This window comes from Kluyvera georgiana (genome assembly GCF_050990895.1).
In the GTDB taxonomy this organism is placed as follows: domain Bacteria; phylum Pseudomonadota; class Gammaproteobacteria; order Enterobacterales; family Enterobacteriaceae; genus Kluyvera; species Kluyvera georgiana.
In genome coordinates, this window is the sequence record NZ_CP158865.1 from 83,344 (window position 1) to 109,120 (window position 25,777).

At 53.4% G+C, this 25,777-nt stretch carries 28 protein-coding genes; 20 read left to right on the forward strand and 8 right to left on the reverse strand.

The window, feature by feature from the left end; all coding sequences use genetic code 11:
- Positions 1-5: 5 nt before the first annotated feature.
- From fliF to ABTW00_RS00440, 8 genes are read left to right on the forward strand one after another with little or no spacing between them, the layout of a single operon-like run.
- Positions 6-1,697: a flagellar basal-body MS-ring/collar protein FliF gene (gene fliF / locus ABTW00_RS00405; RefSeq protein ID WP_433638066.1), complete on the forward strand. Its 1,692-nt coding sequence runs from the start codon at positions 6-8 to the stop codon at positions 1,695-1,697.
- Entirely contained in the window at positions 1,669-2,694 is a 1,026-nt protein-coding gene (locus ABTW00_RS00410) for a flagellar motor switch protein FliG (RefSeq protein WP_433638069.1), read from the forward strand. Before fliF ends, ABTW00_RS00410 begins: the two co-directional genes overlap by 29 nt.
- A gap of 3 nt (positions 2,695-2,697) precedes the next feature.
- On the forward strand, positions 2,698-3,450 hold the full coding sequence (gene fliH, locus ABTW00_RS00415; protein WP_433638072.1) for a flagellar assembly protein FliH: 753 nt from the start codon (positions 2,698-2,700) through the stop codon (positions 3,448-3,450).
- A complete protein-coding gene (fliI, locus tag ABTW00_RS00420; RefSeq protein ID WP_433638075.1) occupies positions 3,437-4,756 on the forward strand; it encodes a flagellar protein export ATPase FliI in 1,320 nt (439 codons plus the stop codon). The genes fliH and fliI overlap by 14 nt, the downstream gene beginning before the upstream one ends.
- Before the next feature lie 6 nt (positions 4,757-4,762).
- Positions 4,763-5,209: a flagellar export protein FliJ gene (fliJ, locus tag ABTW00_RS00425; protein ID WP_433638078.1), complete on the forward strand. Its 447-nt coding sequence runs from the start codon at positions 4,763-4,765 to the stop codon at positions 5,207-5,209.
- A gap of 5 nt (positions 5,210-5,214) precedes the next feature.
- Positions 5,215-6,624 carry a glycosyltransferase family 2 protein gene (locus ABTW00_RS00430; protein ID WP_433638080.1) on the forward strand — a complete coding sequence of 470 codons (1,410 nt, stop codon included), beginning with the start codon at positions 5,215-5,217 and terminating at the stop codon, positions 6,622-6,624.
- 25 nt (positions 6,625-6,649) lie between these two features.
- Positions 6,650-7,591, forward strand: a complete 942-nt coding sequence (locus ABTW00_RS00435) for a hypothetical protein (protein WP_433638083.1) — start codon at positions 6,650-6,652, stop codon at positions 7,589-7,591.
- A gap of 29 nt (positions 7,592-7,620) precedes the next feature.
- On the forward strand, positions 7,621-8,013 hold the full coding sequence (locus tag ABTW00_RS00440) for an adenylyltransferase/cytidyltransferase family protein (RefSeq protein WP_433638086.1): 393 nt from the start codon (positions 7,621-7,623) through the stop codon (positions 8,011-8,013).
- Between the two features lie 96 nt (positions 8,014-8,109).
- Here ABTW00_RS00440 and ABTW00_RS00445 read toward each other — a convergent pair whose 3' ends face one another.
- From ABTW00_RS00445 to flgA, 6 genes are all read right to left on the reverse strand, one after another.
- On the reverse strand, positions 8,110-9,174 hold the full coding sequence (locus ABTW00_RS00445) for a CDP-glycerol glycerophosphotransferase family protein (RefSeq protein ID WP_433638089.1): 1,065 nt from the start codon (positions 9,172-9,174) through the stop codon (positions 8,110-8,112).
- Positions 9,175-9,323: 149 nt separating this feature from the next.
- Positions 9,324-11,435: a glycosyltransferase family 9 protein gene (locus ABTW00_RS00450; protein WP_433638092.1), complete on the reverse strand. Its 2,112-nt coding sequence runs from the start codon at positions 11,433-11,435 to the stop codon at positions 9,324-9,326.
- Between the two features lie 69 nt (positions 11,436-11,504).
- Positions 11,505-12,677 carry a hypothetical protein gene (locus tag ABTW00_RS00455; protein ID WP_433638094.1) on the reverse strand — a complete coding sequence of 391 codons (1,173 nt, stop codon included), beginning with the start codon at positions 12,675-12,677 and terminating at the stop codon, positions 11,505-11,507.
- A 110-nt stretch (positions 12,678-12,787) separates the two neighbouring features.
- Positions 12,788-13,225, reverse strand: a complete 438-nt coding sequence (locus ABTW00_RS00460; protein ID WP_433638097.1) for a flagellar protein FlgN — start codon at positions 13,223-13,225, stop codon at positions 12,788-12,790.
- 3 nt (positions 13,226-13,228) lie between these two features.
- The gene (gene flgM, locus ABTW00_RS00465; protein WP_433638099.1) at positions 13,229-13,501 is read right to left on the reverse strand and encodes a flagellar biosynthesis anti-sigma factor FlgM; all 273 of its coding nucleotides are present in this window, start codon (positions 13,499-13,501) and stop codon (positions 13,229-13,231) included.
- 129 nt (positions 13,502-13,630) lie between these two features.
- Complete coding sequence (gene flgA, locus ABTW00_RS00470; protein ID WP_433638102.1) at positions 13,631-14,425, reverse strand: flagellar basal body P-ring formation chaperone FlgA; 795 nt, start codon at positions 14,423-14,425, stop codon at positions 13,631-13,633.
- A gap of 78 nt (positions 14,426-14,503) precedes the next feature.
- Here flgA and flgB point away from each other — a divergent pair, with 78 nt between their 5' ends.
- From flgB to ABTW00_RS00530, 12 genes are read left to right on the forward strand one after another with little or no spacing between them, the layout of a single operon-like run.
- Positions 14,504-14,854 carry a flagellar basal body rod protein FlgB gene (gene flgB, locus ABTW00_RS00475; protein ID WP_416870137.1) on the forward strand — a complete coding sequence of 117 codons (351 nt, stop codon included), beginning with the start codon at positions 14,504-14,506 and terminating at the stop codon, positions 14,852-14,854.
- 23 nt (positions 14,855-14,877) lie between these two features.
- The gene (gene flgC, locus ABTW00_RS00480) at positions 14,878-15,303 is read left to right on the forward strand and encodes a flagellar basal body rod protein FlgC (RefSeq protein WP_433638105.1); all 426 of its coding nucleotides are present in this window, start codon (positions 14,878-14,880) and stop codon (positions 15,301-15,303) included.
- Positions 15,304-15,305: 2 nt separating this feature from the next.
- Positions 15,306-15,980 carry a flagellar hook assembly protein FlgD gene (flgD, locus tag ABTW00_RS00485; protein ID WP_433638108.1) on the forward strand — a complete coding sequence of 225 codons (675 nt, stop codon included), beginning with the start codon at positions 15,306-15,308 and terminating at the stop codon, positions 15,978-15,980.
- Positions 15,981-16,014: 34 nt separating this feature from the next.
- Positions 16,015-17,217 (forward strand): flagellar hook protein FlgE, encoded by a 1,203-nt coding sequence (flgE, locus tag ABTW00_RS00490; RefSeq protein WP_433638111.1) that lies wholly within the window; start codon positions 16,015-16,017, stop codon positions 17,215-17,217.
- Positions 17,218-17,220: 3 nt separating this feature from the next.
- Entirely contained in the window at positions 17,221-17,952 is a 732-nt protein-coding gene (locus tag ABTW00_RS00495; protein ID WP_433638113.1) for a flagellar basal body rod protein FlgF, read from the forward strand.
- A 21-nt stretch (positions 17,953-17,973) separates the two neighbouring features.
- Entirely contained in the window at positions 17,974-18,759 is a 786-nt protein-coding gene (gene flgG / locus ABTW00_RS00500) for a flagellar basal-body rod protein FlgG (protein WP_433638116.1), read from the forward strand.
- A gap of 24 nt (positions 18,760-18,783) precedes the next feature.
- Positions 18,784-19,449 carry a flagellar basal body L-ring protein FlgH gene (gene flgH / locus ABTW00_RS00505; protein WP_167574756.1) on the forward strand — a complete coding sequence of 222 codons (666 nt, stop codon included), beginning with the start codon at positions 18,784-18,786 and terminating at the stop codon, positions 19,447-19,449.
- Positions 19,449-20,552, forward strand: coding sequence for a flagellar basal body P-ring protein FlgI (locus ABTW00_RS00510; protein ID WP_433641126.1), 1,104 nt, complete (start codon positions 19,449-19,451; stop codon positions 20,550-20,552). The genes flgH and ABTW00_RS00510 overlap by 1 nt, the downstream gene beginning before the upstream one ends.
- On the forward strand, positions 20,552-20,959 hold the full coding sequence (locus ABTW00_RS00515) for a rod-binding protein (protein ID WP_433638120.1): 408 nt from the start codon (positions 20,552-20,554) through the stop codon (positions 20,957-20,959). Before ABTW00_RS00510 ends, ABTW00_RS00515 begins: the two co-directional genes overlap by 1 nt.
- On the forward strand, positions 20,946-22,313 hold the full coding sequence (flgK, locus tag ABTW00_RS00520; RefSeq protein ID WP_433638122.1) for a flagellar hook-associated protein FlgK: 1,368 nt from the start codon (positions 20,946-20,948) through the stop codon (positions 22,311-22,313). The genes ABTW00_RS00515 and flgK overlap by 14 nt, the downstream gene beginning before the upstream one ends.
- 22 nt (positions 22,314-22,335) lie before the next feature.
- The gene (gene flgL / locus ABTW00_RS00525; RefSeq protein ID WP_433638125.1) at positions 22,336-23,247 is read left to right on the forward strand and encodes a flagellar hook-associated protein FlgL; all 912 of its coding nucleotides are present in this window, start codon (positions 22,336-22,338) and stop codon (positions 23,245-23,247) included.
- A gap of 6 nt (positions 23,248-23,253) precedes the next feature.
- Positions 23,254-24,264 carry a hypothetical protein gene (locus ABTW00_RS00530; RefSeq protein ID WP_433638127.1) on the forward strand — a complete coding sequence of 337 codons (1,011 nt, stop codon included), beginning with the start codon at positions 23,254-23,256 and terminating at the stop codon, positions 24,262-24,264.
- 68 nt (positions 24,265-24,332) lie between these two features.
- Here ABTW00_RS00530 and ABTW00_RS00535 read toward each other — a convergent pair whose 3' ends face one another.
- Together ABTW00_RS00535 and ABTW00_RS00540 are read right to left on the reverse strand one after the other, a co-directional pair.
- Positions 24,333-24,806 carry a hypothetical protein gene (locus ABTW00_RS00535; RefSeq protein ID WP_433638130.1) on the reverse strand — a complete coding sequence of 158 codons (474 nt, stop codon included), beginning with the start codon at positions 24,804-24,806 and terminating at the stop codon, positions 24,333-24,335.
- On the reverse strand, positions 24,778-25,716 hold the full coding sequence (locus ABTW00_RS00540) for a winged helix-turn-helix domain-containing protein (protein WP_433638132.1): 939 nt from the start codon (positions 25,714-25,716) through the stop codon (positions 24,778-24,780). The genes ABTW00_RS00535 and ABTW00_RS00540 overlap by 29 nt, the downstream gene beginning before the upstream one ends.
- Positions 25,717-25,777 lie beyond the last annotated feature (61 nt).

Here is a 25,777-nt window from a genome sequence, read left to right on the forward strand (position 1 = left end):
GTACCGTGTTAAACAAAATCAAAGATCGTCTCCCTGCCGTCTCCCTCCCCGCTGGCATCAATAATCCGAAACTGCTGGTGATTGGCGGTGGTGTGGTGCTGGCGATCGCCATCATTGCGTCGCTGTGGAACCACAACCAGGGCTACGTCGCGCTGTACGGCGCGCAGGAGCAGGTGCCGGTCGCGCAGGTCGTGGACGTGCTGGGCGCGGAAAATATTGCCTACCGCATTAATCCGGATAACGGCCAGGTGCTGGTGACCGAAAACAAACTGTCGCAGGCGCGTATGGCGCTGGCGGCCAAAGGCATCAGCGCGGCAACGCCGGACGGCTATGAGCTGATGGATAAAGAAGAGATGCTCGGTAGCAGCCAGTTTATCCAGAACGTGCGCTACAAACGCAGTCTGGAAGGCGAGTTAGCGAAAAGCATCATGGCGCTGGACCCGGTAGAAACCGCGCGCGTTCATCTTGGGCTGAGCGAGTCCAGCTCGTTTGTGCTGACCAATAAACCAAACAGCAGCGCCTCGGTTGTGGTGCAGCTGCGCTACGGCAGACAGCTGGATGAACAGCAGGTGGCCTCGATTGTACAGCTGGTGTCCGGTTCCGTACCGGGCATGTCCGCCGAGAGCGTACGCGTGGTCGATCAGGCGGGCAATCTGCTGTCTGACGGCGTGGCCGGGCCGGACGGCAGCATCGCCGGTAAACGCCTGGGCGACGATGTCATGCAGCGTATCCGCGAAGATACCAGCAAGAATATCGCCAGCCTGCTGACCTCTCTGGTGGGTGCGGGCAACTACCGCATCAGCGTTGCGCCAACCGTGGACTTAAGCCGTGTGGAAGAGACTCAGGAACGTCTGGGCAAAGATCCGCGCGTCAGCGATGAACAGCTAAGCCAGGAGAACACCACCAACGAAATGGCGTTCGGTATTCCCGGCTCGCTGAGCAATCGCCCGGTGAACCAGAACCCGCAGGCCGCTGCCGCACAGGCGGCGGGCAATGCGGCTCCGGCTGCGGCGACGAACACCGCCGCTAACAATACCAGCGACCCTCGCTCCCTCAGCAGCCGTAGCCAGGAACAGCGCAAGTATGCGTTCGATCGCGATATCCGTCATATCCGCCATCCCGGCTACAAGCTGGAGAAGCTGAGCGTGGCCGTGGCGCTGAATCAGACCGCGCCAGCGTTGGCGAATATCACCCCCACGCAGCTGACGTCGATCACCCGTCTGGTGGAGAGCGCCGCCGGTATTGATAAAGCGCGTGGCGATGCGCTGACGCTGGACGTGCTGGCCTTCACCGCGCCGGCAGCCGACAGCATGCTGAATCAGAAATGGTGGAAAGACCCGGATATGCAGTACTGGGGACAAAACGGCGGTATTGGCCTGCTGGCCCTGCTGACGCTGCTGTTTGGCGTCCGTCCGCTGGCCCAGCGCCTGGGACGCCGCGAGCGTCTGGTTAACGAGGTTGAGCAGAATGAACGCGACCTGTTGACCGATGAGTCCGAAGTACAGGGTGACAACCTCACCGCGCTGCCGAGCACCGCTTTTAACAACAACGACGATCTGCTGCCGCCGCAAAGCTCCGGCCTGGAAACCAAAGTGGAGTATCTCCAGGTTCTGGCCCAGAGCGAGACGGAGCGCGTAGCGGAAGTTCTGAAACAGTGGATTAACAGCAATGACCGAAGCAACAGCAAATCGGAATAATAATTCAGGTAGCCGCAGCCGTCTGGAACAGGCGGCCATCCTGCTGATGAGCGTGGGAGAAGAAGCCGCGGCGCAGGTGATGCAGAAGTTGAACCGTGAAGAAGTCGTGCTGCTGAGTGAAACCATGGCGCGTCTGCATGATGTGAAGGTTAACCACGCGCGTCAGGCGATGAACAACTTCTTCTCCGACTACCGTGAGCAGAGTGGTATCAACGGCGCGTCGCGCTATTACCTGCGGAGCATTCTGGAAAAAGCGCTGGGCGGCGAAATTGCCCGCAGCGTGATTAACGGCATCTACGGGGATGAGATCCGCTATCGCATGGCGCGCCTGCAATGGGTGGATATTCCACAGCTGGCGGCGCTGATTGAGCAGGAGCACCTGCAACTGCAGGCCGTGTTCCTCGCCTTCTTGCCGCCGGATATTGCGGCCAGCGTGCTTAGCGTGCTGCCGAGCGAACGTCAGGACGAAATCATCTACCGCATTGCGCGTCTGGATGACGTTAACCGCGACGTGATCGACGAGCTGGATCGCCTGATTGACCGCGGCATCGCGGTGCTCTCCGAGCACGGCTCGAAGGTCGCCGGTATCAAACACGCCGCAAATATCGTTAACCGTATTCCGAGTAACCAGCAGGAGCTGCTGGAGCAGCTGCGTGAGCGTGATGAGAGCGTGGTCGACGATCTGCAGGATGAGATGTATGAGTTCTACATCCTCAGCCGCCAGACCCCGATGACCCTGCAACGCCTGATGGATGAAGTGCCGATCGATGAATGGGCTGTGGCGCTGAAGGGCACTGAGCCGGTGCTGCGTCAGGCGATCTTCAACGTGATGCCGAAGCGCCAGGTGACACTGCTGCAAAGCACTACCACCCGTCTGGGACCGGTGCCGGTCAGCCGTATCGAGCAGGTGCGTAAAGAGATAATGCAGACCCTGCGCCAGCTGGTGGAAGAGGGTGAGATTCAGGTACAGCTGTTCGCAGAACAGACGGTGGAATAAACCATGTTCAAAAAACGCAGTTTATCGCTGAGCGCCAACCGCCATGCCGCCACCGCGAAACCGCAGCTGCATAAATTCCCGCCGCTGCGTAAACGCTGGGCGACGCCTGACGCGCCGATGGACGACCAGACGGCTGCTGCGCCGGATCCGGCTGCGTATCAGCAGCAGCTGGAGGAAGGCTTCCGCGAGGGCGTCACTCAGGGCTTCGCTCAGGGGATGGCAGAGGGCAAAGAAGAAGGTTATCAGGAAGGTATGCGTCTTGGCTTCGACGACGGGATGCGTAAAGGATTGACCGAAGGTAAACAGCAGGCCCGCCAGCAGTTCCTGGACGCGGCGGCGCCGTTTGAACGCATCACCGCGGATGTGCAGCGTTTCCTCGACGGCTATGAACAGCGGCGTCGCGAAGAGCTGTTACAGCTGGTGGAGAAAGTCACCCGTCAGGTGATTCGCTGCGAACTGGCATTGCACCCGACGCAGCTGCTGGCGCTGGTGGAAGAGGCGGTGACTAGCCTGCCGCAGCCGCCGGAGCAGATCCGCGTGATGCTGAATAGCGAAGAATTCCGCCGCATCAGCGAAGCGGAACCGGAAAAGGCCCGCGAATGGGGGCTGGTTGCCGATCCGGCGCTGGAGCTGGGCGAATGCCGCGTAATCACCGATACCACCGAGATGGACGTTGGCTGTCAGCACCGCCTCGACCAGTGCGTCTCGGTGCTGAAGGACAACCTGCTGCCGGAAGCCGCGCATGAGCAGCCTTGATTTCGAACAGGCGCTGCGCTCCATTGAACAGATCGACCTGGCACGCGTTGCTGGGCGGCTGGTACGCGTCAACGGCATTCTGCTGGAGTGCGTCGGCTGTCGTCTGGCGATTGGCCAGCTGTGCCACGTCGAAAGCATCGAGCACGAGATGATGGAAGCGCAGGTGGTGGGCTTTGACCGCGAAGTCACCTACCTGATGCCGTTCAAGCAGCCTTCCGGCCTGATTGCCGGCGCGCGCGTGTTTCCCGCTGGGAAAAGCGAAGGCGTGATGATTGGCGACCAGTGGCTGGGGCGGGTGGTTAACGGCCTTGGCGAACCGCTGGACGACAAAGGCAAACTCGGCGGCGACACGCTGCTGCCGCAGCAGCTACCGCAGGTTCACCCGCTGAAACGCCAGCCGGTGGAAGCGCCGCTGGACGTTGGCGTCCGCGCCATTAACGGCCTGCTGACCATCGGCAAAGGCCAGCGCGTGGGCCTGATGGCGGGCAGCGGCGTGGGCAAAAGCGTGCTGCTCGGCATGATTACCCGCTACACCCAGGCCGAAGTGGTGGTGGTGGGGCTGATCGGCGAACGTGGCCGCGAGGTGAAAGAGTTTATCGAGAACTCGCTACAGGCCGAAGGGCTGGCAAAGTCGGTGATTGTCGCCGCACCGGCGGACGAGTCGCCGCTGATGCGTATCAAGGCCACCGAGCTGTGCCACACCATCGCCAGCTATTACCGCGATAAAGGCAAAGACGTGCTGCTGCTGGTCGACTCGCTGACCCGCTACGCCATGGCGCAGCGTGAGATTGCGCTGTCGCTCGGCGAACCCCCCGCGACCAAAGGCTATCCGCCGTCGGCGTTCAGTATGATCCCCCGCCTGGTGGAGAGCGCCGGCAACAGCGAAAGCTGCGGATCGATGACCGCGATCTACACCGTTCTGGCGGAGGGCGACGATCAGCAGGATCCGATCGTCGACTGCGCCCGTGCGGTGCTCGACGGCCACATCGTGCTGTCGCGCCATCTGGCGGAGGCGGGGCACTATCCGGCCATCGATATCGGCCAGTCGATCAGCCGCTGTATGAGCCAGGTCACCGCCCGTGAACATCAGCTCGCTGCGCGGACGCTCAAGCAGCTGTACGCCGAATACCAGAGTATTAAGCCGTTGATCCCGCTGGGAGGTTACGTTGCGGGCGCAGACCCGCTGGCCGATAAAGCCGTTCGCCTCTCTCCGGCTATCACGCAGTTCTTACAACAGGAAGTTCAGGACGCGGCGTTAATGGATTCGACCGTTAACGATCTGCGTACGCTGGCGCAAGCAGGGTAATGCACGATGAATAAACTGATTTCTACGCTGGAACAGCTTCATCTGATGCGCACGCGCGCGGTTGATGATCTCAGTTCGAAGCTGGCCTCGCAAAAGCAGGTCTGCCAGCGCTTCGAGAAGAATATTGATGCGCTGACCACGCTGGCCTCCGGGCTGGCTGAACAGAGCGTGAATAGCGCCGTGATGATGATTAACCAGTCGAAATATAAGCACAATATTCAACGTGTTATCGACTGGCAAAAGCAAGAGCAGGCGCTGGCTAACCTCGAAGCGCAAAAAATTCAGGGCCATCTGCTGTCCGAGGCGAAGCGCGAAAAGAGCCTGGAGCTGGTACTGGACGCCAAACGTAACGACCGACGCATGGAAATGAACCGTCGGGAGCAAAAAATGACTGATTCTGTTTCTGCCCAGTGCTGGCTGCGTCAGCAGCTGGCCGCCGCGCGCCAACGATAATTGTGATGAAGACCGCAAACAAAACCGCTCAGCCCAACCTGATGTCCACGCTGCTGGCTCGCCAGAAACGCGCGCAGTCCACGCCGTTCGTCAGCGCTATCTGCCCGACCTACAATCGCCGCGAGTTTTTGCCCTATCTGCTCTATATCTGGCAGTACCAGGACTACCCGGCGGACAAGCGTGAGCTGATTATTCTCGACGATTCTCCGACCAGTAACGCCGACCTTATCGAGATGATGACCGACCCGGCAACCTCGAACGTGCGCTACATTCATAGCCCGGAGCGGCTGGCGCTGGGCCATAAACGTAACCGGCTCAACGCGCTGGCGAAGGGCGAGTACATTATTTGTCTGGATGATGACGACTACTACGCGCCGGACAAAATTTCTTATCAGGTGGCGCAGATGCAGCTCAACAATGCGCTCTTCTCCGGTAGCGACCAGATCTATATCTGGTACAGCCACCTGGACAAAATCTACCTGACGCATCCTTTCGGCGCTAATCATGCGCTGAACGGCACCTTCGGCTATCACCGTAACCTGCTGAAAAAGCACCGTTACGAAGATGAGGCCATGAAGGCGGAAGAAGAAGGCTTCCTCAATAAATTCACCACCCCGGTGCAGCAGATCGACCCGCGGCGGGCCATCCTGTGTATTTCGCACAGCAGCAACACCTACGACAAAGACTTTATCCTCAGCAGCTCCACGCCGGTGGAGCTGACGCTGGAGGATTTTGTCAGCGACCCGAATTTACTGGCCCACTATCGTCGTCTAAGCACTGCACCGATGAATACGCAGGTGAACTGGTCGGTGTTTGAGAAGGTCGCGGTCATCTACAGCCCTGAACAGGAGGCGACGCTGGCCGAGCGCTGTGAAGCGCTGCTGGCGCTCGGCGTGCAGGCTGGTCAGCTCTGGCCGGTGGCAAAGGCTGACGCCAGCGAGGTGAGCGAACTTCAGACCCACTCGCAGATCGTGGATCAGGCGAAACAGCAGGGCTGGAAAAACGTGCTGCTGCTGGATGCCGGGCTGCGTTTCGTGCGTAAAGAGAACGTGGTGAACAACATCAACAAGCTGCTCAACGGGCTGGACCAGGTGGACTGGCAAATGCTGCTGTTGGGCGGCCGCTATGAGGATTTCATCCCTACCCGCTTGCTGCCCGGCGTCGCACGTATCTTTAACGCGGGCTGCGCGTGCGCCTATGCGGTAAACAGCGGCTATTACGATGCGCTGCTGGATGCCTATCGCCAGGCGGCTGAACTTGACGTCGGCATCGACCGCTGCTGGACGGCTCTAATGAAACTGCAAGGGATGTGGCTGGGTTTTAGCCCGAGCTTCGCTTTCCTGCAACACCTTCTGCATCCGCAAACCGGCGAGATGATTGACTGTACGCACTGGTTCTTTCGTAAACACCAATAATTCGCGACATCAAAAAGAGAACAACATGGAACTGATTGAACATTACCAACCTGAATTTGTTTCGCGTTTTAATGCGCGAGAAACGCCCTGCACTTGCCCTGCGTGTCAGCAGGGTAAAGAGGCATGGCCGCATGTTAGCGTGAAGCTGAAAAATCAGCAGCGCGAGACCTTAGATATTGGCTGCGAGACGGCGGCAAAAGAGATGTTGTTCAACCAGGAGGCATTCATCCTGCACACCACGCAGGCTGGCCCGCAGAGTGATGAACTGTTCTCTGCGTGGAGTGAAGCGCTGAACCAACAGTGTATCAATCTGGCGGTGCATCCGGCGCTGACGCTGGAAGTGAGCATGTATGCCATCGGTGTGCTGTTAAGCAAGGCGCAGCAACATCTGGATAATGGTGAGAACGATCCTGCGTTGCTGGTCAGTATGGGTGAGCAATTGGCTGCGTTGGCTGAGCAAGGCATCCTGACACAGCAGTTCACGATGCTGCCGCCAATTGCTGAGAACCGTATTGCCACGCTGAAAGAGATGGGCCAGATGCGCCTGAATCTGAACCTGCCGATGGTTGAGAAGATGGGGATGGCACTGAAACTGAGCGAACTGTCGATTATGCAGCCAGCCCGTCTGGCGGAGCGTCAGCTGATTCTGGATTCGGAGTGGTCTGCAATCACTCTGTTTGATGACCATCCGTACGCATTGCGCAACATTTTGATTTATAAATTGTACAGCGATGTGTTCCCGGGGATTGAATGTTCCAACTACGGCGAAGCGCTGCTCGGACTTGCTCGCCAGTTCTTCCACCTCAAAATGCTGTTTACCATCCGTGCCGAGCAAAGTGAGCTGACCCAGGAAGACGTAGTAATGCTGGTAAGTGCGCTGCGTGGTTGGCAGCAGCAGAATCCGTTTGCTGCCGAAGCTGATAAGACATCGGATTACAGCTTGTTGTGTGGATTGTCGCTGCTGTAATAGGCACATGCCTGGAAATGGACTGAAAAGTGAAAAATATAATTACCTTTGGCACGTTTGATGTTTTTCATGTTGGTCATTTAAATATTCTGCGGCGGGCAAAATCGTTCGGTGACAGACTGATTGTGGGCGTATCATCTGATGCGCTAAATCTTAAGAAAAAAGGCCGCTATCCGATTTATGCCGAGCAGGATCGGCTTTCTATTATCCAGGGGATCAGGTATGTCGATAGCGTGTTTTTGGAAGAGTCATTGGAGTTGAAGGAAGATTATATCAAAAGATATTCTGCTGATGTGTTAGTGATGGGGGATGACTGGCAGGGAAAGTTTGATTATCTCTCTCCCCTAATCGATATCGTTTATCTTGAACGCACACCGTCAGTGTCAACAACTTCAGTGATTGAAGTTATCAAGAATGTTTAAAACAGCACTAAAAATACCCAGCGTCTTTATTAGCACACCTAAACCACCTCCTGAGGAGGTGGTGATTGATTTACCATACATCATTATCAGAACGCGCTATCGATATACAGTATTGATGATTACTTGAGCTGCACGTTTACCTGCCATGCCATCATTAAAGGCATCACAATACTCAGTCTTAAGATGCTGGAACTGCTCATCGTGCTGCTGCCAGAGATAATCTTCAGAGAGATACTGACGTATGTCAACCATATCCTGGGCCACAGGAAGGAATGCTCTAACCTGTTGTTCAGGGCTATCGGCCGTACTAAATGATTTATTATCAGCTAACAATGTATCCATCCCTTCCCAGTTGAGTAAAATCACTTTCTTATCTGTATTAATAGCATCAAAAATAAATCCGCTATTGTCTGTGATTACGTAGTCAGCTCGATCAAGCAGTGCAAAGGTGATATCACTATCACAAACGAGGTTCTTCAGATAGCGTTTTGCTATTTTCAAAGCATTAGTCTCTGATTTCTTATAAAGAGTTCCATGATGTAGTTTTGTAACCAGGTTGTATTCGCGACTTAATCGTCCAAGTTTTTCCGCCCAGTGTATTAGTGAGCCCAATTCACCATATGTTGGGGCATAAAGAATGGTTGGTTTTTTAGCATCCAGTTTCAGATTTGATGGTACCACTTTGTTATAAGAGTCATTATGCCAGTCATCAAATCGAGGGTTACCGACGATATGGGTTTTGTCATCTAGCGATAGTGATGCTTTGGTGTAGTTGCTATAGCATAAAATAGTACTATATTTAGAGTTCCAGTCGGCATGATTCCATTTGTTTTTTGCCAGTCCATAAAATGTTCTGATATGTATTTTAGTTATATTGTCCAAATAATTTATATAATAAGGGCTAACAATGCATTTATATTTCTTTGATGTATTTAATACATTTGATATTAATGTGCAGCTAAGTCCCTGTACGTTAATTTTATTCAATGATGACAGCATGTCATTGACAAAACTTGGTTCAATTAAGTCATTAATGATTAGTTCACATGGGATTTTATTCTCAAGCAATGATTTAATAATGTTTCGGTAAACCTCATAGTGAAATGACGTTTCCATAAAAAAACCAACGCAATCATCTGTCATATTTAAATGTTTAACCATTATCTATTTCCATTAAAGTTACAAAATATTTTATATGCAATATTCATGCCACCAGTTGGTTTTGGTGGATGTGTAGACATATTGAAAGCTATGAGGGAGCGAATGCCCCCATACGGGAAGATATACTTCCTGTACGAGGGGGAGGAAAGTCAAACAGATGCTCTTGTATTTAAGATAAAATTATCGGATTCTATGAATTTATTAATTTCGGCCCACCATTGCGCATGAGAGAAGTGAGTAAGACATGAGTATTTTTTCTTATTGGGGCACCATTCGGCAAAGCGCTTTCCATCTGGCCGAATCCATTTTTTTCGTAGAGTGTTATGATAGAATCTTTCATCCATGATTAAATGCCCGCATTGACCATATTGACAGGAAACATCTATTCCCTGTGCATTCCACCCAAGTTTTCCATGGCGATAAGGGAGTCGTCGATTTGACGGAATAATGGAATACAATGCTGATATTGCGATATCAGTATATCCAGCAAGTGCAACTGGGCCAGAATCACAGGCTACCAACAGTTGACATTGGCTCATCAGATATACTGTCTGGGTAATAGAAAATTTATTGATAGCATTATAGACGTGAGGGCAATCGATGAGCATTGCTTTTTTGTTCTGATATTTATTGTTGTCACTACCAATAAATATAACTTGCCAGCCATGGGTGATAAAAGTTTGTGCTAATGCTTCCCAACCATGTTGTGTCCATGTTCTGTTTGGTGAGCCTATGTTGGGATGAAGCAGAACAATTTTTTCACTCGTTAGATTATTATCAGCAATAAATTTATCTACGGGTAATTTATCGATATTTTGAAAATCTAACAAAGCATTTTTATGACTATCTGGAATCTCGTTGGTGACCTCACTGATAAAGGCATCTGTCATGTGCATCTCTGAAACAATTTGCTCCCACCGTTCAAAAAAGTGAAGTTGTGAAAGTTCGGCTGAAATTTTTATTTCGGCTAATTGATCAGGGCTCAAACAATTAATGTCCCAAAACTCTATTTTTGATGGGCAGTTATCAATTAAGTCAGCATAAAGTTTATTCGTGACAAAGACAAAGTTGTCTGATGGATAGTGGTGTCGCAATGCATTAATTGCACCAATTCCATAGATGATGTCGCCCATGGAGGCCGATGAGTAGAATATTCTCTTTGAGTTCCCTTGTTTCTGGTGTTGTAGTATTTCGTTAGTGTAGAGTATATTTTGTGGAATTATGTCAAAGTACTTTCTAAGTAATGCCTGATGCCTTGTTGTTTCTTCATTATCGGTGCTTGAAAATATAATATAATGACTCTTTTTGTCGCTATTTGGAATAATGTTATTAAATTTTGTAATAATGTTTTTAGGGTGGATATCTATCAGATTCATTGCCACCATATTCATTGATAAAGGTAGTTGAAGGATGCTTTTGCATATCCCATTGAAAATTTTTGGATTGTTATCATGATGAAGAAGGAGTGCAGTGTTTTTATTGTTTGTATCATTGATTATTTGAGAAATATGCTCTCTTACTAACTCTTCATAAAGCTGTTTAAGGGTGGGGTGACTTGTTGAAAGTTTATCACAGTAGAAGACGGTTTCTTGCTGAAAATATTCTCTGGCAAGTTCTGAGACCTCTAAAGGGATGTTATAAATTTCTGAGAAGATAACCTTACCTTCGTTGTCGAGATGCACTTTCTCGTTGACTGGAAGAGAGGAAAACCCTCTTATATTATTCATTGCATAATAAGTTGTATCTGCCAAATGATGCCAGATACAGCTGGAAAATATCAATTCATTATCATTTCCCTGAAAAGGTTTATGACATTTTAATGTTTCTTTAATATTATGAAGCAAGACATTTAAGTTATTTTTTAAAATTTCACCATTGTCATATGAAAATTTATCGCGTAGTGCAAAACTGGTGATGCTAGATTCATAAATATAGAGTTTAAGTATGTTAAGATCTATTTTTAATTCACTTAATAGAATTAGTAGTATTTTGCTGCAGGCATCTGATTCCAGATGGCATTCGAGAGAAGATAAATTAATCTCAGAAAGAAATTTTGCTAATGATACCAGGGTTTTCTGCAATGCACCTTGCTGATAGCGGACGATGGATATGTTATGAGAATTAGTTCTCTCTTCATTTAATATCGTCTCCCCAAGAATAAAAATAATTTTACTATCATTAAGATCTTTTTTATTTATAAAATTTGCGATCTGATATGGGAATGTATTGCTGTTAGTATCGATGTATAGTTTTATGTTCATATATTTTCCCGATAAGGTATATCATCAGAATTATATTTACAAGCTGGCAAAGATTATCTTTTTTAATACTTAAAATTGAGTTGCTGGCTTTTTTTCATCAAGGTAAATAATTCTTTCCGTGGAAAAACAATCATAAATATCGTTTAAGCTGAGGAAGAGTTTATTAGTTTCATCTGACTCAGTTCCATTAAAGAAGACGAATTTTATGTCTTTGTTATATAGACTAAACATTGAGGTGCTGAAACATCCGCCTACATTTTTAGGCAGTAAACCAACCATCTGGAAATATTCCATTGGGGCACCTTCGGGAATAATGGTGATGTTATCACCAAGAATTTGACAAATTTCCTGATTTAAATCTACATTTTCTGAATGTCCTTTGTAAACAATTTTGCTGGCGCATGGTAACTTTCCAGAATCCTGCAAGAGAATAATATTAGATATTAATGATTTTTTATATTGCTCTTTATATTCACGATCCATGTAATTACTGGTTAAAAGGAGGAATGATTGTTCTTCTGCGGCATGTTTCTGTAATTTAATGAGAAGATCATTAGAAGTGTTGAATAGATGGCTCCATACTTCCGGCATTGCTATTTCTATATTTTCTTGAGGGTTGAAATCCATTGGTACTGTATGCTTATGTAAGTTGGTAATAAACGAGTTTTTTACCATGGTATTATTTTTAGGTTGGATGAGATAGTACTTTGTATCCATGAAATAATGCCATGTGTAATTATCTATATAATGCCATTTCCATACTCTGGCGTTATCATTAGAGGTTAAATGTTGTTGTAAAAGTTTCGCTCTGCCAGGCATCGAATTCTTAATGATAGCTTCGTCAACTTGACCCATAGCCATTCTTTGTAGCATCGTGCCAGTGCCATCATCGTAAAGATGGAGTTTAATTTTTTTAAATGGTGTTTCAGGTGTAATCCGTTTCATTAGCGGATAGAGAATATCATATTCTCTATATATATTAGTATGTATCTCTATATTTGCATCGGGTTTGCCAAGGATGAATTTAGCCAGACTGTCGAGTTTTAGTGTTAATCTGTCATTGACATTATCAATAAATACAGTCCTGCCATTCTGTATATTGGTCATGTCTATTTTTAATCTTTGAAATAATATAATGCTATAAACACTTTCATTTTCAATGTTGTTTACATAATCAATTAGTTCATAAGTAAGAGGTAGTGATGCTGGTTCTATATAAATTTTTAACGTTTTGATTGTCATGATTACTTATAGGTTGGAAAATGATGTCAGATACACTAATTTTCTGAAAACAGATAATGATTTATATTTAGCCGCAGTGGTATGTGCCGTCGTTTTAATTGTCAGGGATTTTACCCCTGCTGATACAACCAATTCTCCGGCGCGCTGGCATTCAGCAAATTCCCCAGAATCTCTTGTTGCATACTCATCAGCGCCCCGTTGTAGTCGTTGGCAATCCGACAATCAGCAGCCTGCTGCTGAAGGTTTTGCCAGAGGGCGGAAACAGAAGGCTGGTGGGCGGCGGGCAGGCGGGCGATCAGCTTTTTCAGGCCTTCGGTGCTCGGGTCAATCCCTAACTGGCCGAGAATCTGGTAGCGCTGCTGGCTGCTTTGCGACAGCTGCTGGTACAGCGCCATAATCTGCTCGTTCACGCTATCTAACGCGGTGGCGTCGCGGGCGACGATATGATGACGCTGCTTTTCGAGTAGTGTGGTCAGGGCATGATAGCGTTTACGATCTTCGGTCATGTCCTGAATCAGTGCTTTAACGCGTTGGGCTGCGTTAGTCATAAATTACCTCTGGAAATACTTCTGCATCGCATCGGTCAGCGAATCAATATTGACGCTGATTTTGCCGCTGCTGATGGCTTCTTTCATTTCGGCGACGCGCGCCATGTCGACTTCTGGCAGCGTGCTCAGCTGCGTTTGCGCATCGCCAAGAACCGGATCAATCGCGGCGCTGCGCGTCACGCTGGTGCCTTCCTGAGCCACGGTGCGGGTCTGCTCCGCGCTGCTGGCTGTGTTGATTGCGGTGGTCAGGTTGTACTGTGGTGCGGTTACTTTCATCGCTGCGCCCTCGTTCTCATTGTTTGGTGGTGGCGTATGAACCTTGCCCTGAGGAAGTCAGACTTCCTGTGCCGTTGTCAGTAAAGAGCGGCAGCTACGGGAAATAACTTAAACGTCGCGGGAAGTTTTTTAATTCCCACTGGCGTACACCATGTTTACCACGCCGATGTCGGCGACAATGGCGCTCACCACGCGACCGCTGCTCTCGTTTTTCACCTTAATAATCTCGCCTTTACGCCCCTTCTTCATCGCTTCGCCCATGGTCCGGGCCTCAACGCCATTTTGTTCCGCCACCATCAGCACCCGCTGGCCACGTTCAACCAACAGCGGTGACTCCAGCTGGTTGAGCGTAATCGGCTGGCGGTCGCGCACGCGGCGCTTCACGGTCAAACCGATGACCTCTGCCGGATCGTTCAGGTAGTCGCCGCGCGCGTTGCTGATGTTGAGTTTTTTAATCGTGATGTTGTCGGCGGAAATCTGCTGGCCGCGTTCGAGGGTGTTGTCAGCCACGACGACCGGCAGATAGATATCCGGTTTGACGGTGACCGCAATATCCCAGCCGTTGGCATCCGCACAGCGCACATCAAAACGCAGACGGTTGAGATCGAGACGGTCGCCGCCGGGGATCGATACGGCGGGTTCCTGGCGACAGGTAGCGTACTGCGAGGCCTCGGAGGGAATAAACAGGTTCATTTTCGCCTGATATTCCGGCCACCGACGGCGTTTCGCTTCCTGGCGAACGATGTCAGCCGCATGGAGCTGCACGGCAACATAGATTTGCTTACGCGCGCTGGTCGGGCGTTCTGCGGCTGCGGCGGACGCGGGGATCGCCGCGGAGAGCACGAGCAGGAAAAAACCGGCAAGGAAGCGGAAATTCCGTTTCACACTGGCGCTAAAAAAATGAATAAAAACATTATAAATCATGTAATTAAAACCTTGGCATGAATATTGCTATACGAATGAGCAGATCATGCAGGTTTTAGCATCACGAGGGTGTGAATTGTGAGTATTACTTTTGACAAAGCATTGGGCGTTCATCCACAGGCTGTAGCACTTCGACTTTCCCGAGCAGAGCTGCTTTCAGCCAATCTGGCAAACGTTGATACCCCCAACTTCCAGGCTAAAGATATTGATTTTGCCTCCGAGATGCAACGCTCACGGTCGAGTTTTTCCATGCAGACGTCAGCGCAGGAGATGTATCGCGTGCCATATCAACCCTCTTCGGACGGTAACACCGTCTCGTTGAACGTTGAGCAGGCCGAGTTTGCGAAAAACACCCAGGACTACCAAATGAGCCTGGCCTTTTTAAACATGAAGTTCACTGGCCTCAAGCAGGCCATTGAAGGCAAGTAATTCAACGCAGGTAACCACGCAATATGGCTTTTTCGGATATCTATCGCGTTTCGGGGTCGGCGATGACGGCGCAAACCGTTCGTCTTAACACTATCGCCAGTAACCTCGCCAACGCGGAAACCGCCTCCGCCACCGAAGACGGCACCTATAAAGCGCGTCGTCCGGTGTTTGCTGCGGTTTATAAAAACGATGAGTTGATGCACAGCCGTGCGCTCACCGGCGCGCGCGTGCAGGTGATGGACGTTATTGAAACGGGTAACGCGGTGCAGCGCTATGAGCCGCACAACCCGATGGCAAGCGACGACGGCTACGTCTACTACCCGGACGTCAACGTGGTGGAAGAGATGGCGGACATGATGTCAGCGTCGCGTGGGTTTGAAACCAACGTCGACGTACTTAACAGCGTAAAAAGCATGCAGCAAAGCCTGCTGCGACTTGGGGAAGCATAAGCATGAACGTTGATAACTCTTACGCCAATAGCCGGGCTTCCAGCTCCACGGACGGCATTACCAGCAACAGCACCGCCTCCGGCATGAACACCATGTTTATGCAGCTGCTGGTGGCGCAGATTCAGAACCAGGATCCGCTCAACCCCACCGACGGGACCGAGTACGTCAGCCAGCTGGCGCAGCTGACGCAGGTACAGTCGATGGAAACCATGTCGCAGCTGATGGCGAACAGCTCGGTGCTGATGGATAACCTGCAAACCCTCACCACCGGCAATTTGGTTGGTCAGCATGTGATGGTGCAGACCAACGCTATCGAGACCGACGGTGAAACCGTGCTCGATGGCCGCCTGACGCTGGACCACGCGGCAAACGTGGTGACGGTGATTGTCAAAGACTCCGCTGGCGTCGAGCACAAAATCGAGCTGGGCAAGCAGGAAGCCGGGCAGGTGGATTTCAGTATCGACCCGGAAGAACTCGGCCTGAGCGAAGGGAAATATACCCTGAGCGTGGTGACCGACACCGGTGAAGAGAACGTGCCGATTGAAATCGGCGGCGTGGTGAGCAACGTGCGCATCCCGCTCGACGGCAGCTCGACCGTACTGAACATCAACGGTCTGGGCGAAATTGCCTACAACAATATTACCCAGTTTGGTACCACCTCTAAGAACAAAGCCTGAAGTGAATCAGGCCGTTAATTAAACAGGAACGATTATGAGCTTTAGTATTGCAACTTCCGGTCTGAATGCCGTTACCGAACAGCTGAACGCTATCTCGAACAACATTGCTAACTCCGGCACCGTGGGCTTCAAGTCCGGCCGCGCTGAGTTCTCCGCGCTGTATGCGGAAAGCCAGCCGCTGGGCGTCGGCGTGTCGGCGGTAACCCAGAGCATCACCAAAGGGGGAAGCATCTCTTCCACCGGCACCGCGCTGGATCTGGCGATTAACGGCAACGGTTTCTTTATGGTTCGTGATAGCGCCGGTACCACTGCTTACACCCGTGCGGGTTACTTCGGCACCGACAGCCACGGCAATCTGGTGAACAATCTGGGCATGTACCTGCAAGGGTATCCGGTTGATGCCAACGGTACGCTACAGGTAGGGACCATCAGCAACCTGACCATCAGCAGCGGCTCGATTCCGGCGAAAGCGACCGAGAGCATCGACTTTACCGCGAACCTGGACGCGCGTGCGGAAGTGCCGGCGACCTCGCCATTCGACCCGAAAGACAACACCTCTTACAACAACTCTTACACCACTCAGGTTTATGACTCGCTGGGCCGTGAGCATACGCTGAACCAGTATTTTGTGAAGACCGGTGAAAACGAGTGGGAAGTGCATTACTACATGGACGATAAGCCGGTTACTGATGGTACTAATGCACAGGTACAAAAGCTCTCCTTCAATAGCCAGGGTATTCTGACTAGCCCTAGCGCAGTAGTTCCGGTAAATGCCTCCATTGATGGTGCCCTGCCACTGGAACTCAAGCTGAGCTATACCGGCACCTCCCAGTACGGTTCCGACTTTTCCGTCAGCAAAAACAAAGGCGACGGCTATGCCTCCGGTGAGCGTACCGGCCAGGCGATCGACGAAGACGGCAGCGTGTACGCCACCTTCTCTAACGGTGAGCGCCTGCTGCAGGGTCAACTGGTGCTGGCGAACTTTACCAACCCGAACGGCCTGCAGTCGCAGGATGGCACCACCTGGGCGCAAACCGCTAGCTCCGGCGCGCCGCTGACCGGCACGCCGGGTTCTGGCCTGCTGGGTTCTATCGTTTCCGGTGCGCTTGAGTCGTCTAACGTCGATCTGACCTCCGAGCTGGTGGGCCTGATGACCGCACAGCGTAACTACCAGGCGAACACCAAAGTCATCAGTACCAACGACAGCATGATGAGTGCGCTGTTCCAGGCGGTGTAATCGATGGATCGCTTACTTTTCACCGCGGTGAGCGGCGCGTCGCGCAGCCTGTCGCAGCAAGAGATCCACGCGAACAACCTGGCCAACGTCAACACCCAGGGCTTCCGCAGCGACCTCGACAACGCGTTGACCCAACAGGTGAGCGGCGAGGGCTATGCCTCCCGCTACCTGGCGCAGCCCACTCAGGGCGGTGTCGATTTAGCGCCGGGCGCGGTACGGGAAACCGGCCGCGATCTGGACATCGCCGTGAAGGGCGATGGCCTGATTGCACTGCGCAGCGGCAACCGTGAGGTCTATACCCGCAACGGCCAGATTGACATCAACGCCGAAGGGGAGCTGTCGATTAACGGGCTGCCGCTGGAAGGCGATAACGGCCCCATCGTGCTGCCGCCGTATGCCTCCGTCTCCATTGCTGAAGATGGGGTGATCACCATCGTGCCGGATGACGGCGACATTGCCGCGCCGATGGATATCGACCGCGTGAAGCTGGTGAACATTCCGGCCAGTGCGCTGAGCAAAAACGACGCAGGTTTCCTGGTGAGCAACGCGGCGTTTACCCCACGTGATGAAGACGTGACGGTGGCCGCCGGGCATCTGGAAACGGCCAACGTGTCGGCCATCGGCGAAATGGTCTCCAGTATTGCGCTCAACCGTCAGTTTGAAGCGCAGATCAAGATGATGAAAGCCGCAGAAGATCTCGCCACCGCAGGCAACCGCCTGATTCGCGGCACTTAAGAATACGATTAAGGAATACCAATGAATCCTGCTTTATGGATCAGCAAAACGGGTTTAGCGGCGCAAGACGCCCGCATGACCACCATTTCGAACAACCTGGCGAACGTTAACACCACCAGTTTTAAACGCGACCGCGCGATGTTTGCCGATCTGTTCTATCAGAATCAGCGCACGCCGGGCGGCCAGCTGGACCAGAACAACGTCTCACCGACCGGCATTCAGTACGGGACCGGCGTTAAGGTCGTTGGAACGCAGAAAGAGTTTACCGTCGGCAGCATCCAGAACACCGGACAAAGCCTTGATGTGGCGATCTCCGGCCAGGGTTTCTTCCAGGTCGAAACCGCCAACGGCGATATTGCCTACACCCGCGCCGGCAACCTGCAGAAAACGCCGGAAGGCGTGCTGACCAATGCCCAGGGCCTGCCGCTGATCCCGCAGATTGAACTGCCGGACAACGTCAAAGACCTGCAGATTGGTAAAGACGGCACTATTACCGCCACCGTGGCGGGCGAGGCCGATCCGGTTGAGCTGGGTCAGCTGACGCTGGTGAACTTCGTCAATCCGGCCGGTCTGGAAGCCATCGGCGGCAACCTGTACCTCGAAACCGCGGCCAGCGGCGAAGCGGTAGAGGGCGTACCGGGCGAAGAGGCGTTTGGTCAGCTGGAACAAGGGTCGCTCGAAGGCTCTAACGTGCAGGTCGTTGAGGAGATGGTCGATATGATCACCGTTCAGCGCGCCTATGAAATGAACGCCAAAATGGTCTCTGCCGCCGACGACATGCTGAAGTTTGTCACGCAGTCGATGTAACGGTAGGGCAGTGAAGTGAAAGAGATGAAAAAGCAGGTAGCAGTCGTTTTGCTGGCGCTGATGCTGTCGGGCTGTGAAAGCCCGGCGCTGCTGGTGCAAAAAGACGACGCGGCGTATGCGCCGCCGGAAGATTTCGCCATGCCGGAAACCCCGGTACGCGGCGGTGGAGTGTACAACAGCGGCTATAACTGGTCGCTGATTCAGGACCGTCGCGCCTACCGCGTGGGCGATATTCTGACCGTCAAGCTGGATGAATCCACGCAGGCCAGCAAGCAGGCGCGGACCAATTTCGGCAAGAAGAACGATGTCTCGTTGGGCATCCCTGAAGCCTTTGGGCACTCGGTCGATAAGCTGTCCGGCTCGGTTGACGGCAGCCGTAACTTCAACGGCAGCGCCACGTCGCAACAGCAAAACAGCCTGCGCGGGGCAATCACCGTCGCGGTATTTAAGGTGCTGCCTAACGGCGTGCTGGCGATTCGCGGCGAGAAATGGCTCACTCTCAACCAGGGCGATGAGTATATGCGCGTGACCGGGCTGGTGCGTGCCGATGATATCGAGCGCGATAACTCCGTATCGTCACAGCGTATTGCCAACGCCCGCATCTCTTACGCCGGGCGCGGCGCGCTCAGCGATTCGAACGCCGCGGGCTGGCTGGTTCGCTTCTTTAACCACCCGCTGTTCCCGATGTGATGGAGGCCATGATGCTTAAACGGATACTCTTTTTCCTGTGCCTCTTCAGCGTCTCGGCGGTGGCCCAGCCGCTGCGCGACGTGGTGGATATTCAAGGGGTGCGTGGTAACCAGCTGATTGGCTACAGCCTGGTGGTCGGCCTTGACGGCACCGGTGATAAAAACCAGGTGAAGTTCACCAGCCAATCGGTCACCAATATGCTGCGCCAGTTTGGCGTGCAGCTGCCGGCCAAAATCGACCCGAAGGTCAAAAACGTGGCGGCGGTGGCGATCAGCGCCACGCTGCCGCCGGGCTACTCCCTTGGGCAAAGCATTGACGTCACCGTGTCGTCCATTGGCGATGCCAAAAGCCTGCGTGGCGGCACGCTACTGCTGACTCAACTGCGCGGTGCTGACGGTGAAGTCTATGCGCTGGCGCAGGGCAACGTGGTGGTTGGCGGCGTGAAGGCCGAAGGGAACAGTGGTTCAAGCGTGACCATCAATACCCCGACCGTCGGTCGTGTACCGAACGGCGGCTCCGTCGAGCGCGAGATCGCTAGCGACTTCCAGCAGGAACCGATGGTGATGCTTAACCTCAAACGGCCAAGCTTTAAAACCGCCAATACCGTCGCCGTGGCGCTGAACAACGCCTTTGGCGCGGGGACGGCGACAGCGCAGAGTGCCACCAACGTGTCGGTGCGTGCGCCGATGGGCGCGGGGGCGCGCGTGGCCTTTATGTCGGCGCTGGAAGACGTGCAGATTAACGCCGGCAAGCAGCCGCCGCGCGTGGTGTTTAACGCCCGCACCGGCACCGTAGTGATTGGCGATGGCGTGATTGTGCGCGCCGCGGCGGTCTCCCACGGCAACCTGACCGTGACCATTCGCGAGTCGTCCAACGTCAGCCAGCCGAATGCCTTCGGCCAGGGCCAGACGGTGGTGACGCCACAGAGCGACGTCAGCGTGAACCGCGGTCGCGGTCAGATGGTGACAATTGCCGCGGGTACCAGCCTGCGTAGCATCGTGAATACCCTGAACAGCCTGGGCGCCGCACCGGACGATACCATGGCCATTCTTCAGGCGCTGCACGAAGCGGGCGCGCTGGATGCTGAACTGGTGGTGATGTAATGCTGAATGCCATTAATCGACAGACAACCGTGTTACCCGGCGACATTACCGGGCAGGCCAAACCGCAGAATCTGGAACAGGCCGCCGAGCAGTTTGAGGCGCTGATGCTGAAATCGATGCTGTCGCAGATGCGTAAAGCGTCGGATGTGCTGGGGGAAGATAACCCGTTCAACAGCAAGCAGCAGCGCATGATGCGTGATTTTTATGATGACAAGATGGCGTCCGAGCTGGCTTCGCAGCGCAGCACCGGTATCGCGCAGATGATCATCAACCAGCTGTCGCCTCAGACGACGGCAGCGCTTAAGAATGAGGCGGAAGCGGCCGCTTTACATGGACAACCGCAAGAACTTAAAACGCCCGTCGTTCCCGTAACCCGAAGGGCAGGAGTAAGCCATGAGTATGATTAATATCGCCTTCAGTGGTCTGCAGGCAGCCCAGCTGGGCATGAACGTCACGTCGATGAATACGGCCAACTACCTGACCTCCGGCTACAGCCGTCAGGGGATCATCCAGAGCGCCGTTGGCCCGATGGGCGAAGCCGGGATTTCGCCGGGCAGCGGTGTGCAGGTGGATAGCATCCGCCGTATCTCCAGTCAGTATCTGGTGAATCAGGTGTGGCAGACCAACACCAAGTCCAACTACTACAGCATGGGCAACCAGTACATCAGCGCGCTGGAGAAGGTGATCGGCACCGACTCAACCAGCATCGGTACCGGGCTTGATGATTTTGTCAGCGCCCTGAGCGAGTTGACTCAGGAGCCGGAGTCGCAGGCGCGGCGTCAGCAGCTGTTGAACCAGGCCAACACGCTGGCTACCCGCTTCAACAGCATGAACAACTTTGTCACCAGCCAGAAAGAGTCCATTACGACTCAGCGCGGGGCGATGGTCGATCAGATCAACACCCTGAGCGGCGGCATTGCCGACTACAACAAGAAAATTGTTGAGATGGACGCCACCGGTGGCAACAGCAGCACGCTCCGTGATCAGCGCGACGAGCTGGTGAAGCAGCTGAGTTCACTGGCGGAGGTCAAGGTTAGCGATGACAGCAGCGGCTATACCGTTTCGCTGACTAACGGCCAGCCGTTAGTCAGCGGTAAAACCGCCGGCCAGCTGAGCGTAGGCACGGACGGCAACGGGAATTCGACGTTAACCCTGAAGTTCTCCACCAGTGAGTTTTCGCTCAATCCGTCAGCCGGCGGTCAGTTGGGCGCGTTGTACGATTATGAAACCGGTACGCTCCAGCAGATGGGCGACGCCATAAAAGGCATGGCTGAAGCCATCGCGACCCAGTTCAACAACCAGCTGGCGAAAGGCTTTGATCTGAACCGGCAGCCGGGCAAACCGCTCTTTACCTTCGACCCGTCTAACCCGGCAGGTATGCTGCAGGTTAACGATCTCGAGCCCGAGGAACTGGCGTTGTCCGACAACCCCGATGAGCCGGGTAACGGTAACAACCTCAATATCCTGATCGAGCTGAAAAACCAAAAAGTCGATATCCCGGGCCTTGGCAACATGAGCCTGAACGAAGGGGCGGCGGCGATTATTTCCACCATCGGCATTGCCAGTAAGCAGAGTAAAACCGAAATGGACGCGGCGGTTGCCGTCAGCGAGAAGGCGCAAGAGCAGCGCGATAACCTCAGCGCGGTGAATCAGGATGAAGAAGCCCTTAACCTGCAGGTCTACATGCAGTCGTATCAGGCGAACATGAAGGTGATTGCCGCCGGTAATCAGGTCTTTAGCGATTTACTGAATATTTTTTAAGCGCGATCAGGAGTCTTAACCTATGCGTGTTAGTGGTCTGAATAATTCAAACGCCATGCTGGCGCAGCTCGGCGTGAACGGCAATCGCGTCGCGAAGTTGATGGAACAGCTGTCGACGCAAAAGCGCGTCAACGTGCCGTCCGATGACCCGGTGGCGGCCAGCCGTCTGGTGCAACTGGGCCGTGAACAGGCGGCGATTAAACAGTATCAAAGCAACATCACCAGCCTGAGCGGTAAGCTGTCGGTGCAGGAGTCACATATTACGGCGATGAGCAACCAGGTGCTGGCGGTGAGCGATAAGCTTAAGCTGGCCAACAATAGCACGCTGAGTGAGAAAGACCTGGCGGGCTACGGTGCGGAACTGGAGTCGATGCTGGACTCGCTGGTGGCGACGATGAACAGCAAGAATGAGAACGGCAGCTATCTGTTTTCCGGTACCAAGACCAACAGCAAAGCGGTCGAGCTGGTGGACGGTAAGTATGTGTATGGCGGTAACGATAACTCGCGTGAAACCATCGTGGCTAACGGCGTGGCGATTACCGAAAACACCAATGTCGCGCATGCGTTCTCTGGCTCGGGCAACGATCTTGAAATGCTGAACAAGCTGAAAGAACTGAGCGAAAAGATGCAGGATCCGAATCTGAACTATGCGGATTATCAGGATGACATCGCCGCGATGATCGACATGAACCAGTCGACCAGTGATAACCTGGGCGCGCTGTTGACCGACCTCGGTGGCCGTCAGAATCGCCTGACGCTAATCGATGATGCGCATACCGACGTGAGCTTGTCGAACGCGGAGGTGGAAACCGACCTCAACGCGGCGGACTCGGCGACCACCACCATTAATTTACAGCTGTACATGACCTCAATGCAGATCACCAATAAGGCCTACAGCATGGTCAGTCAGCTCAATCTCTTCAGTATGTTGTAATTGGTTATGCAAGTTGGTTTAAAAACAGGTTCTCTGACCACCTCCGCCCCGGCAAACGCCGGGCGCGGTACCATTGGCGCTCCTCAGACCGTGGGGCGCGTTAACGCCCCCGATACGGTCACCAACCGCAGCGCGTTTCCGGAAGCGGCGCTGCTTTCGCGTCGTCCGATGCGCTATAACGTGCAGCTCAATCAGCAGCTGACCGCGGTGCAGCAGGCTGACAGCTACCTGGCGAAAACAGAAACGCAGCTGCTACAGCTGCGTCAGTCCACCGCTCGCGGCGGTGATGCCAGCGCACAAACGCAGGCGCTGCAAAAACATCTCGCGCGCCGCACGCAGCTCTCCGGCGGGACGGTCGATCGTCATCTGACGGCGTCGCTGGAACAAAAAAGTACGGTGAATTTTACCCTGCCGGGCAGCGAGAAATTGCTGAGCCAGCCGGGGGGCGAAACGCTGGTCTTCTCGCTGGGCGGTCGCCAGCGCGAGATGGCGGCAGTGGTGTTACCGGAAGAGGCGACGCCGCGTCAGACGCTGGTGAAGCTGAACGTGGGCTTAGGGCGTTTAGGGATTCATGCCGCGCAGGCGGGCGGCGGAAAGCTCATCTTTAGCGTCGACGAAAGCCGCTGGGATCGTGTGAGCCAACAGCTTACCGTACGCGGTGAAGGCCAGCATTATCCCGCTGACGCTTTTACGTTGCTGGCGCCGCAGGCGGAAAGCGCCAGCAGTGATGAAGTGTTGGCGCTGTCGACGCGTCGGGAACGAGAAGGGCAGATGAAGCTGCAAACCACTCTCGATCACATCACCAGCCAGCGTAGCCGGCTGCGTCAGCAGCAGGAGCGAGTGAGTTCGCGCATCAACGATATGGCGACGGTGTACAGTCCACAGCAGGCGCTGGAGACCTCGCGCGGTCTGAGCGAAGCGCTGGCACGCAGCGGCAGCAGCTATAGCGCGCTTTCCCAGGCGCTGGGTACCCAGGCCAATGTGCATCTGAGCACGGTGAAAAACCTGCTGGGCTAGTGAATACCAAGGCCTACAATCGTGATGAACGTAGGCCTGATAAGCGCAGCGCCATCAGGCAGATGGCGCTATTTCGGCATTGGATACAGGAAAATCGAACCATTCTGCCCGACAACCAGCGATTGGTTGCTCAATGAGATCGGCTCCATCCAGTAGTTAGAGTACATCAACTGATCCACAAGCCCTTCAATCATTAACCCTCTTTGCTCTGAGCTGTAGTAGATAGGCGTCAGGTTAAAGTAAATCCGTCCCTGCTTTTTCTGCGTCGGGGTAAACTTCCCTTTCAGCACAAAGCGGTTGTCGTCAGGGTTGGTGATGTTTGCCATCAGAACGTTGCGAACGGTATGCAGGTTGACGTTGTAAATCTCTTTACGCTGCGACATCAGATCGTAAAACCCCATCTGGAAGCCGCCCGTTACCGGGCCAGTTGGCAACGCAGATGCTGACGGCATCAGCTTCGCCGCCAGCAGCCCGCCCAACAGCGCCAGCACGACGACCAGCGCGATCAGCAGATTAATTGGCTTTGCATGTCGCCAGTTCATTGAGCTTTCTCCGGGTCTCTCGCAGGATTAGGTTATTCAGCTGCACCGTATCGGTACGCCAGTGGTAAATCGCCATCGCCAGCTGCTTCTTGTCGCACTGGTTGCTCAGCATAAAGCTGTAGTTCATCGATGAGTTGTTGCTGTGGAAGTAGACGTTCATCGAGGCGGACTGCATTTTGATTTGCTGGTTCAGCGCATACAGCGAATCTTTTAACTTGCCGTAGAGATTGGCGGACATATAGGCCGGATCTCCCGTCGCTTCTACCGCGTAGAGGTGGATATTGCTGTAGACGCCGGGCTGCACCTCACGCGCGACCAGATGTTCTTCGCGCCCGCCGAACAAATACCAGCAGGCACCTGCGGTGGCGCTGGCGGTCAATAAGATGACCAGAATAAACGCGAGTATGCCCGAGCGGCGCGGCTTTGGCGCGACGACAGCCGCGTATTCTACTGCCGGTTCGATGTTGGTCGCTTTTTCGGCCACTTCAGCCGTGGCGTCAGGCTCTGGCTGCTGTGAGAGCAGCCAGGTTTCCTGGACGTCACGATCCTCCTCCGGATCGTTGACCTCATCCTCGTCTTTTTCCACCACGCAGCAGTATTCGGCCTCCAGAAGGTAGCCTTTGCGCGGGATGGTTTTAATAATTCGCTGGTTTTTGCCATCATCTTCCAGCGCGGTACGCAGCGCGTGGATAGCGTTTGGCAGGCTGTTGTTGCCGATCACCCGGCGTTCCCACACCAGGTTGGTTAACTCTTCGCGGGTGAAGATTTTTCCCGCATCCTGTACCAGGATATCCAGCAGCTTGAGCTGATACTCTCCGAGGCGTTTTCGTTCCCCGGTGGTTAAATGGAGAATAGAGCCTGAGGCGACATCAACCAGCCAGTTGTTTACGGAGCAATAGCGTTTATTCATTTATGCGTTATGGATTCAACCACCCCAGTAATATCGTGACAACCGTGCGAGTACCCGAAGA

Bases quoted from the DNA above. Each gene is read 5' to 3' on its own strand.
- ABTW00_RS00410 (WP_433638069.1), top strand. From the start codon at position 1,669: ATGACCGAAGCAACAGCAAATCGGAATAATAATTCAGGTAGCCGCAGC.
- fliH (WP_433638072.1), top strand. From the start codon at position 2,698: ATGTTCAAAAAACGCAGTTTATCGCTGAGCGCCAACCGCCATGCCGCC.
- fliI (WP_433638075.1), top strand. From the start codon at position 3,437: ATGAGCAGCCTTGATTTCGAACAGGCGCTGCGCTCCATTGAACAGATC.
- fliJ (WP_433638078.1), top strand. From the start codon at position 4,763: ATGAATAAACTGATTTCTACGCTGGAACAGCTTCATCTGATGCGCACG.
- ABTW00_RS00430 (WP_433638080.1), top strand. From the start codon at position 5,215: ATGAAGACCGCAAACAAAACCGCTCAGCCCAACCTGATGTCCACGCTG.
- ABTW00_RS00435 (WP_433638083.1), top strand. From the start codon at position 6,650: ATGGAACTGATTGAACATTACCAACCTGAATTTGTTTCGCGTTTTAAT.
- ABTW00_RS00445 (WP_433638089.1), bottom strand. From the start codon at position 9,174: ATGGTTAAACATTTAAATATGACAGATGATTGCGTTGGTTTTTTTATG.
- ABTW00_RS00450 (WP_433638092.1), bottom strand. From the start codon at position 11,435: ATGAACATAAAACTATACATCGATACTAACAGCAATACATTCCCATAT.
- ABTW00_RS00455 (WP_433638094.1), bottom strand. From the start codon at position 12,677: ATGACAATCAAAACGTTAAAAATTTATATAGAACCAGCATCACTACCT.
- ABTW00_RS00460 (WP_433638097.1), bottom strand. From the start codon at position 13,225: ATGACTAACGCAGCCCAACGCGTTAAAGCACTGATTCAGGACATGACC.
- flgM (WP_433638099.1), bottom strand. From the start codon at position 13,501: ATGAAAGTAACCGCACCACAGTACAACCTGACCACCGCAATCAACACA.
- flgA (WP_433638102.1), bottom strand. From the start codon at position 14,425: ATGATTTATAATGTTTTTATTCATTTTTTTAGCGCCAGTGTGAAACGG.
- flgC (WP_433638105.1), top strand. From the start codon at position 14,878: ATGGCTTTTTCGGATATCTATCGCGTTTCGGGGTCGGCGATGACGGCG.
- flgD (WP_433638108.1), top strand. From the start codon at position 15,306: ATGAACGTTGATAACTCTTACGCCAATAGCCGGGCTTCCAGCTCCACG.
- flgE (WP_433638111.1), top strand. From the start codon at position 16,015: ATGAGCTTTAGTATTGCAACTTCCGGTCTGAATGCCGTTACCGAACAG.
- ABTW00_RS00495 (WP_433638113.1), top strand. From the start codon at position 17,221: ATGGATCGCTTACTTTTCACCGCGGTGAGCGGCGCGTCGCGCAGCCTG.
- flgG (WP_433638116.1), top strand. From the start codon at position 17,974: ATGAATCCTGCTTTATGGATCAGCAAAACGGGTTTAGCGGCGCAAGAC.
- flgH (WP_167574756.1), top strand. From the start codon at position 18,784: ATGAAAAAGCAGGTAGCAGTCGTTTTGCTGGCGCTGATGCTGTCGGGC.
- ABTW00_RS00510 (WP_433641126.1), top strand. From the start codon at position 19,449: ATGGAGGCCATGATGCTTAAACGGATACTCTTTTTCCTGTGCCTCTTC.
- ABTW00_RS00515 (WP_433638120.1), top strand. From the start codon at position 20,552: ATGCTGAATGCCATTAATCGACAGACAACCGTGTTACCCGGCGACATT.
- flgK (WP_433638122.1), top strand. From the start codon at position 20,946: ATGAGTATGATTAATATCGCCTTCAGTGGTCTGCAGGCAGCCCAGCTG.
- flgL (WP_433638125.1), top strand. From the start codon at position 22,336: ATGCGTGTTAGTGGTCTGAATAATTCAAACGCCATGCTGGCGCAGCTC.
- ABTW00_RS00530 (WP_433638127.1), top strand. From the start codon at position 23,254: ATGCAAGTTGGTTTAAAAACAGGTTCTCTGACCACCTCCGCCCCGGCA.
- ABTW00_RS00535 (WP_433638130.1), bottom strand. From the start codon at position 24,806: ATGAACTGGCGACATGCAAAGCCAATTAATCTGCTGATCGCGCTGGTC.
- ABTW00_RS00540 (WP_433638132.1), bottom strand. From the start codon at position 25,716: ATGAATAAACGCTATTGCTCCGTAAACAACTGGCTGGTTGATGTCGCC.